This is a genomic window from Deltaproteobacteria bacterium, assembly GCA_019309045.1.
GTDB lineage: Bacteria > Desulfobacterota > Syntrophobacteria > BM002 > BM002 > JAFDGZ01.
Genome location: JAFDGZ010000193.1, coordinates 1 through 6,971 on the forward strand (window position 1 = coordinate 1; position 6,971 = coordinate 6,971).

The 6,971-nt window shown below is 52.7% G+C and carries 8 protein-coding genes; 3 read left to right on the forward strand and 5 right to left on the reverse strand.

Annotated features, from left to right (window positions below):
- Window positions 1–319 precede the first annotated feature (319 nt).
- Complete coding sequence (locus JRI89_17640; GenBank protein ID MBW2073055.1) at window positions 320–1,405, forward strand: AAA family ATPase; 1,086 nt, start codon at window positions 320–322, stop codon at window positions 1,403–1,405.
- Between the two features lie 749 nt (window positions 1,406–2,154).
- Window positions 2,155–3,429, forward strand: coding sequence for a D-alanyl-D-alanine carboxypeptidase (locus tag JRI89_17645; GenBank protein ID MBW2073056.1), 1,275 nt, complete (start codon window positions 2,155–2,157; stop codon window positions 3,427–3,429).
- A gap of 234 nt (window positions 3,430–3,663) precedes the next feature.
- Here JRI89_17645 and JRI89_17650 read toward each other — a convergent pair whose 3' ends face one another.
- Together JRI89_17650 and JRI89_17655 are read right to left on the reverse strand one after the other, a co-directional pair.
- A complete protein-coding gene (locus tag JRI89_17650) occupies window positions 3,664–4,155 on the reverse strand; it encodes a type II toxin-antitoxin system VapC family toxin (GenBank protein MBW2073057.1) in 492 nt (163 codons plus the stop codon).
- Window positions 4,097–4,372 (reverse strand): AbrB/MazE/SpoVT family DNA-binding domain-containing protein, encoded by a 276-nt coding sequence (locus tag JRI89_17655; protein MBW2073058.1) that lies wholly within the window; start codon window positions 4,370–4,372, stop codon window positions 4,097–4,099. Before JRI89_17655 ends, JRI89_17650 begins: the two co-directional genes overlap by 59 nt.
- A 654-nt stretch (window positions 4,373–5,026) precedes the next feature.
- Between JRI89_17655 and JRI89_17660 the strand changes: the two genes are divergently transcribed.
- The gene (locus tag JRI89_17660) at window positions 5,027–5,443 is read left to right on the forward strand and encodes a PilZ domain-containing protein (GenBank protein ID MBW2073059.1); all 417 of its coding nucleotides are present in this window, start codon (window positions 5,027–5,029) and stop codon (window positions 5,441–5,443) included.
- A gap of 113 nt (window positions 5,444–5,556) precedes the next feature.
- Here JRI89_17660 and JRI89_17665 read toward each other — a convergent pair whose 3' ends face one another.
- The 3 genes from JRI89_17665 to JRI89_17675 all read right to left on the reverse strand — a co-directional run bounded on the left by JRI89_17665 (window position 5,557) and on the right by JRI89_17675 (window position 6,679).
- On the reverse strand, window positions 5,557–5,769 hold the full coding sequence (locus JRI89_17665; GenBank protein MBW2073060.1) for a hypothetical protein: 213 nt from the start codon (window positions 5,767–5,769) through the stop codon (window positions 5,557–5,559).
- Window positions 5,770–5,862: 93 nt separating this feature from the next.
- Entirely contained in the window at window positions 5,863–6,351 is a 489-nt protein-coding gene (locus JRI89_17670) for a DsrE/DsrF/DrsH-like family protein (GenBank protein MBW2073061.1), read from the reverse strand.
- Window positions 6,344–6,679 carry a winged helix-turn-helix transcriptional regulator gene (locus JRI89_17675; protein MBW2073062.1) on the reverse strand — a complete coding sequence of 112 codons (336 nt, stop codon included), beginning with the start codon at window positions 6,677–6,679 and terminating at the stop codon, window positions 6,344–6,346. Before JRI89_17675 ends, JRI89_17670 begins: the two co-directional genes overlap by 8 nt.
- Window positions 6,680–6,971: the final 292 nt, after the last annotated feature.

Here is a 6,971-nt window from a genome sequence, read left to right on the forward strand (position 1 = left end):
AGCCTCCTAGCCTTCAAAGCGGAAGGGGTCTAATCCATCAGGTCGTGGCTAGCCTGTCCCGTCGCCGGGGAGAGCCTCTCCTACAAACTGGTTTTTGAAACCTGATAACTGACAACTGATAACTGATAACCCGGCAGCGCCGAAGGCGCAGCCGCCAGCCTCCTAGCTTCCTAGCTTCCTAGCCTCCTAGCCTTTATGCCTCCCAGCCTCTGTTGCCTTGACAGATGGGGTCGGTTAACATAGGATTGGAATTGGCTAGCACACGGGGCACACAGGCGCACATGGAAAAGATACACCTTGCGACAGGGCGAGGTCCTCAATGTACCTGCACCATTACGGCCTTGCAGATAAGCCTTTCCAGATAAATCCTGATCCCAGGTTTTTGTGGCTGGGAGAGAAGCACCGCGAAGCTCTGGCTTTTCTGCGCTATGGTTTGCTGAGCAACCAGGGCTTCCTGCTGCTCACGGGGGATGTGGGTACCGGCAAGACCACCCTCATCAACGCTCTGCTCAACGAGCTCGATGACAACAGTGTGGTGGCAAACCTGACCAATCCCAATCTCAATATCCTGGAGTTCTATAACTTTGTAGCAAATTCCTTTGGAATCAGGAGGCGCTTTGCCAGCAAAGTAGTTTTCCTGAGATATTTTTCCGAGTATCTGGCCAGGCTTCATTCCAGGAGCAAGTATACACTTCTCATAATTGACGAATCGCACACCATACCATTGCCGCTGCTCGAAGAAATACGGCTGCTGTCGAATCTGGAAAAAAATAACACCAGGCTGTTAAATATTTTTTTTGTTGGACAGAACGAATTCAATGACATCTTGCTGCAGGAGTCCTGCAGGGCACTGAGACAGCGCATCAGCTATACTTTCAATATCAAGCCGCTCACTCTCCCGGAAACCCGGGAATACATCCGCTACCGGCTCACAGTTGCTGGTGCTTCCCGGGATATCTTTTCGGAAAAAGCCGTGCGGGAAATATACGCCTACTCGGCTGGCTATCCTCGCCTCATCAACATTGTCTGCGACCATGCTCTGTTGTCAGGGTATGTCAGTGGAGTCTCCACCATTTCCTCGCGAGTTGTCAGGAAATGTTCCGAGGAGCTGCGGCTGCCAGGAGAAGATGCAGGCAAGATCAGTGGCATCCCTCGAAGCTATTTCTCCAGGATTAAATATCCCCCCAGGAGAATGTCTATCTACGCAATGTCACTGCTGCTGGTGATTCTGACCGGCTGGCTGCTGTTGTCAGATTCATCCCGCGGTTATGTGGCGAGGTTCCAGGATTTTTACAGCTCCACCATCCACAAGCTCGCCCCGGCACCTGCAACCAGAAAAATCCACAGAACCATCATCCGCAAGGCCATTGAAAAGCCAGATACCCCGGGCAGCAAGCGGGGTTAGAGGGTGTTGGTTACCGGGCGCAGGGCGGCCGGCTGCGCCGCGTTGCCAGTTATCAGTTATCGGTTATCAGTTATCAGGGTTTGAAGCAGGCGCTAAGCGCCGTATCCGCCATGGAGCTTGTTGCTTGACTATGGAAAAAGAACAGAAATCTTGAAAATCCTGTCGAAAAAAGGAGATCAACAGAACATAGCATATGCCAATGATCGCGCGAAGCGCCAGTGTTTTTTACCCTGCGCCTTGCGCCATGCGCCCAATGCCGGCTGTTATTATCCGTGACATCCGTGTGTTCTCGTGACATCCGTGTGTTCTGCGAAGCAGAACCCGTGTCGAAAAAGCGGGCTCAAGGCGCAAGGCTCAAGGCATTCGGCGAAGATTGCGCAAAGCGCTGTCATCTCCCTAGAAACTGCTGGCATTTGGGGTTAGAGCAGAGCAGAACACTTGCTGGAACAAGGACCTCCACCAGCCAGAAGGGCTTGAGCTTGTTCATTAAATCGGGATCTCCCGATTTAATGAACCTCCCTGAACTCTCTGTGCTCTCTGCTCCTCGAGCGAAAGCGGGTGGTGAATTCAATGTCTTCGGCCTTCCAGCCTTTATGCCTCCCCGCCTGGTAACACCCCGTATCCCCTTTACTTGCAGGCATCGCTGTGCTATAAGCCGCAGGCGATGAGTGGTGTGTATCTTGTGGAAATTCTGTTTAATTGTGGTGAGACCGCGGCGCGGTCGCAGCAGAGAAATCAAGGAGTCATGCATGTCCCGAAAGAGCCGGCAGAGACCTGCGAGTATTCTTCTCATTGTGTCAGTGACACTCCTGGCTGTTTGCTTTCCTCGCTTTTCATCAGGGGCAGAGGCACCCCACCCTTTTAACGTTGCTGCCAGGTCGGCAGTGCTGCTCGATGCCACTTCGGGCGAAATCCTTTATGCTCAGGAGCCTGAAAAGAGAATCAAACCTGCCAGCTTTGTCAAGCTGCTCACTCTATTTGTCATATTCGATGCGGTCAAATCCGGGCAGGTAAACCTGCAGGACAAGGTGTTGATAAGCAAGAAGGCCTGGCGAACTGGCGGCTCCAAAATGTTCGTACGGGTGGGAGACCGCATCCCTCTGACTGACATCATCAAGGGCATCGCGGTGGTATCCGGCAACGACGCCTGCGTGGCTGCAGCCGAGTATCTTCAGGGGAGTGTGGAGGCCTTTGTCGACCGCATGAATGAAAAATTGCAGGAGCTGGGGCTGCATAACAGCAAAGTGCAGACAGTAAACGGCCTGCCGGCTGCCGACCAGTACACCACTGCCGAGGACATGGCCCTGCTGGCCCGGGCCTACATCCAGGCCCATCCTGAAGCCCTGGAGTATCACAAGCTGAAGCAGTTCACCCACGAGAAGATAAGACAGCGAAACCGGAATGGTCTTCTCTGGCGGGATCCTTCAGTAGATGGTCTCAAGACCGGGCACACAGAGGCCGCCGGCTACCACCTGCTGGCAACAGCCAAGAGAGGAGACCAGAGATTTATTGCGGTAGTAATGTGTGCCAAAAGTGTGGCTGTGCGAGAACGGGAGGCCCTGCGGCTGCTCAACTACGGTTTTCGCAACTTTGCCACCCTGCGGCTTTTTGATCAGGGCCAGGTGCTGGCGGAAGTGGTTGTCAGGAAAGGAAGTGAACCACGAGTTGGCCTGGTGACCAGGGAGGCCGGCCTGGTTACGGTGCCGGCAACCAAGAAGGACAAGGTTAGCTGGAAAACCGAGATCCCCAAATACGTTATGGCCCCAGTGCAGCAGGATCAGCAACTGGGCACAGTAAATATTCTTGCCAGTGGAGAGGTGATCAAGTCGCTGCCCCTGGTGGCAAGCAGTGCAGTGCCTCTGGGCGGCATTTTCAAGAGAACCTGGGACTCCCTTACTCTATTCGCCATGAACAATCAGCGAACCGTGTTGTCCACAATTGTTATCCTTTGCGCCATAGGCGTACTCTTCCTGGTGGTGCGACAACGACGGGCAAGCAAGGCGCGGAGGAAAAGGAAGGGGTGAGAGGGGCTCGGTTCGGTTATTGGGGTGTGAAGCAGGCGCATGGCGTTGGGCGCAGGGCATTCGGCGAAGATGGGGCGCAGGATTTAGATTGCGGTGGCCTGTCCTGATTTCGATTCGTGGGGTATGATTGGCGGCATGATGTAACTGGGCTGACAGCCGCTGGCGCAACCTGAAGGTTGCGGCTACCATTGATGGACCCATTTAGGCTGGGAAGCTTCCTAGCCTCCCAGCCCTTTACCCCAGCCATTCCACTTTGATAATGCCCTGGCTTTCCAACACCGCGAACTCTGGATCTCCTGTCAGGAGGGTGCTGCTCTGTATTTTGGCCAATGCTCCTGCAAGGGCATCAGCATATGAGATGGGATGATACGCCTTCAAGGTAGCAGCTGTGAGGAGAAGCTTTTCATCTATGCAGTCAATGATGTTCAGGGGTAAGGCTTTGATTCTGGCATAGACGCAGTCAATGATGTTCAGGGGTAAGGCTTTGATTCTGGCATAGACCAGGTCCGCTATTACGCTGCCCCTTTCCCTCAGAGTAATATAGTAGACCTCGCCCAGGTGAATTACGTGCAGGGATATCTGAACCGCGCCGTCTCTTGCCTGAAGGAGCAGGTCCTGCACCCTGTCTGCGAAAGATTCATTTTCCAGGTAGCCGATCAAAGCGTAGCTATCCAGTACGAAATTTCCTGCCTCTATCAAGCTTCCTCTTTTCCCTTTCTTTTTCAAGCTTCTTCTCCCGCTGGTATGCTTTCAATATTCCTGTTCCCTTCAACATACCCCGGGCTGCGATTATTGGATCTTCTGATTCAGGTATGAGCAGGATTCCTTCCTCGCGCTCGAGCCAGCGCACCTTTGTGGCTGGATGAATTCCATATTTATCCCTCAACCACTTGGGAATCACTACCTGGCCTTTGGAAGTTACTTTGGATGAAGCAGATTTCATTATGAGCACCTGCAGGACAAGGCAATATGAATACATTTCTTTTCTAGTCTAGAGACCAAGTAAGAATTAGTCAAATGATTTTTCTTACGAATTCAGGCCGAGTCGGCTTTGTGGGGCTTGATTGGCGGCATGATGTGATTGGACCGGACAGCCGCTGGCGCAACCTGAAGGTTGCGGCTACCATTGATGGACCCATTTAGGCTGGGAAGCTAGGAGGCTCTGGGAAGCAATGGCGCTTCGCGCAATCATTGCTGGATGCCCTATGCTCCTGATAACCGACAACTGATAACCCGGCGGAGCCGAAGGCGCAGCCGGCCGCCTCCTAGCCTTTCCCCGTGCGCCCTATCCACTGCGCCCGCTGTGATGAAATTTTCTTTTTTTACTTTTTGGCCTTCTTTTTCGCCCGGTCCCCGAGCTCACAGCTGTTGCTCATTCAGGTGGAAATGCCGAGTTTAGGCAGGATCCAGCGATTCAGAACGACCCAACCCACAATGATCAGAACGATAACCCAGACGCTGTTCATATGTGCTCCTTGATATAACAAGCGAGTCCTGGCACCATACAGACGAGCTTTTCCTTGACATATACGGTGTATTGCCGCTAGAGTCTACAAAATTTTTCTAAATTTTCCTTTTTTCAGCTAAAGGCGCTGCCATGGGGATCAAAAAATACCTGGGACTGGAGCGGCGACGCTTCTCACGTTATGCCACAGCCGTAGACGTGATGTTTCACGTCTGGGATGCACGCAAAGAAAAACCCCTGACCCCCAGAGTTAAGGGCCGACTTACGGACATTTCCCAGGGCGGCGCCTGCCTGCAAACCAACCAGACCCTGATCGAGGGATACCATCTGCTGCTCGACAAAGACATGGAGGGCCAGACGCCGGTAATTCTGGAAGTGCAGCAGGCCGCTGGCAGCGAACCTTTTACCATTCAGGCGCAAGTTTTGTGGTACAACCAGGTCACCAGCGAAAGAAAATACAAGTTCGACGTGGGCCTGGAATTCGTTGACCTGACGTCCGAGCAGAGAGAACGCCTCAACACCCTGCTGACTACTGCGGCTGAGTCCTAGGTTATCAGGCTCAGGGCGCAAGGCATCCGGCGAAGATTGAGCAAAGCAACTTTCCCCCGATGCCTGATTGCCGTGGTAATAGGCCGAAGCGCTGTACTGTATCCCGACAACTGTTAACAGATAACGGCTGATGGAAAATTGCTGGCGGCTGACCTGAAGGCTGAGCCAGCGGCCAGTACTACAATGGCGTCATGGCGCAATTGCTTGCCGAAATAGATATCAACAGGGACAATGCAGGCTAAAGCCTGCGGCAACCAGGTCGTTGCCGTGCCTCCAGTTCCCTCTCCCGCCTGGTTGAAGATATCGGTTATCAGGTGCACTTTCATTTTGCCATCAACCGTTATCAATTATCTGGTTATCAGCTATCACGGCCGGGGACGGCGCCTGGCGCCATTTTCACCGGACGCCTGGCGCCAACCCTATGTAAACATATTTATGTGACAGTTGCTGGCAATTTTCAGGTAGTCCTCGGCAGTCATTATTTCAACACCGTCGATGAAATCGTCTTCTGAGAGCTCCATCATATCGACGGTCATCTTGCAGGCAACCAGGCGCACACCCTCTGCCTGGGCCATGTCCATGAGATCACCCAGGTCCGGGATGCCGGCCTTTTCAATTTTTCCCTTCATCATCATGGTCGCCATGGTGCTCATGCCGGGTATGGCACCCATGACTCCGAGGGGCTTGAATTTTACCTTGTTCAGCCAGTTCTTTCTCAACAGGTTCAGGCCCATGAAGGTATAAAAGACTGTTGCCTCCATACCCTGGCGCCTGGCATTGACTGCCAGAATCAGTGCTGGATATGCACCATCCAGGGTGTCGCGCGAACAGATGAAAGTACATGCCTTGGGAGCGGCTTCAGGCTGCCGGGCAGCCTCCAGCTCGAGATCAACTGCTGTTCTAGCCATGATACAAATCTCCTGATACGTTTTGCAGATCCTCTTGTGAATCTTTTCTAAGGCAGTCCAGAATCTTGAACACTGCTGGCCTGGCCACAGAATAGAAAACCTGGTTTCCCTGCCGCCTGGCTTTCAATAAGCCCAGTGTTTTCATTCTGTTGAGCTGCTGTGAAGTGTGAGATTGCTGCGTGCCCAACCTGCTCTGCAGCTCCTTGACCGACATTTCACCATGCTCCAGGATCTCAACCATTCGCAAGCGAAGTGGATGTCCCAGTGATTTAAAGATGGCAGCTGCCTCCTCCAGCTTTTCCCAGTCGAGCAGACCAGTGTCTTTCATATCCATGCCTCAGAATATTAGAACACAGTAATATTTTAATATTATGATTATTTGATATTGTCAAGCATTTTTTTTGAATTCAGTTATCGGTTATGGTTTCAAAAACCAATTCTTAGGAGTGGCTCTCCCCGGCGACGGGACAGGCTAGCCACGACCTTATAGATTAGCCTCTTCCCGCTTTGAAGGCTGGGAGGCCAGGAGCCAATCAGTGTTCGATCGTTCCGCAGGGCGGAACTTGTTCGATCGCTCCCATTCGACAGGCTCATGGTCGCTTGTTCGACCGCTCGCTTGG

Excerpts from the sequence above, each read along its gene's own strand:
- JRI89_17665 (MBW2073060.1), bottom strand. The coding sequence starts at position 5,769 with ATGAAAGTGCACCTGATAACCGATATCTTCAACCAGGCGGGAGAGGGA.
- JRI89_17670 (MBW2073061.1), bottom strand. The coding sequence starts at position 6,351 with ATGGCTAGAACAGCAGTTGATCTCGAGCTGGAGGCTGCCCGGCAGCCT.
- JRI89_17660 (MBW2073059.1), top strand. The coding sequence starts at position 5,027 with ATGGGGATCAAAAAATACCTGGGACTGGAGCGGCGACGCTTCTCACGT.
- JRI89_17645 (MBW2073056.1), top strand. The coding sequence starts at position 2,155 with ATGTCCCGAAAGAGCCGGCAGAGACCTGCGAGTATTCTTCTCATTGTG.
- JRI89_17675 (MBW2073062.1), bottom strand. The coding sequence starts at position 6,679 with ATGAAAGACACTGGTCTGCTCGACTGGGAAAAGCTGGAGGAGGCAGCT.
- JRI89_17640 (MBW2073055.1), top strand. The coding sequence starts at position 320 with ATGTACCTGCACCATTACGGCCTTGCAGATAAGCCTTTCCAGATAAAT.
- JRI89_17655 (MBW2073058.1), bottom strand. The coding sequence starts at position 4,372 with ATGAAATCTGCTTCATCCAAAGTAACTTCCAAAGGCCAGGTAGTGATT.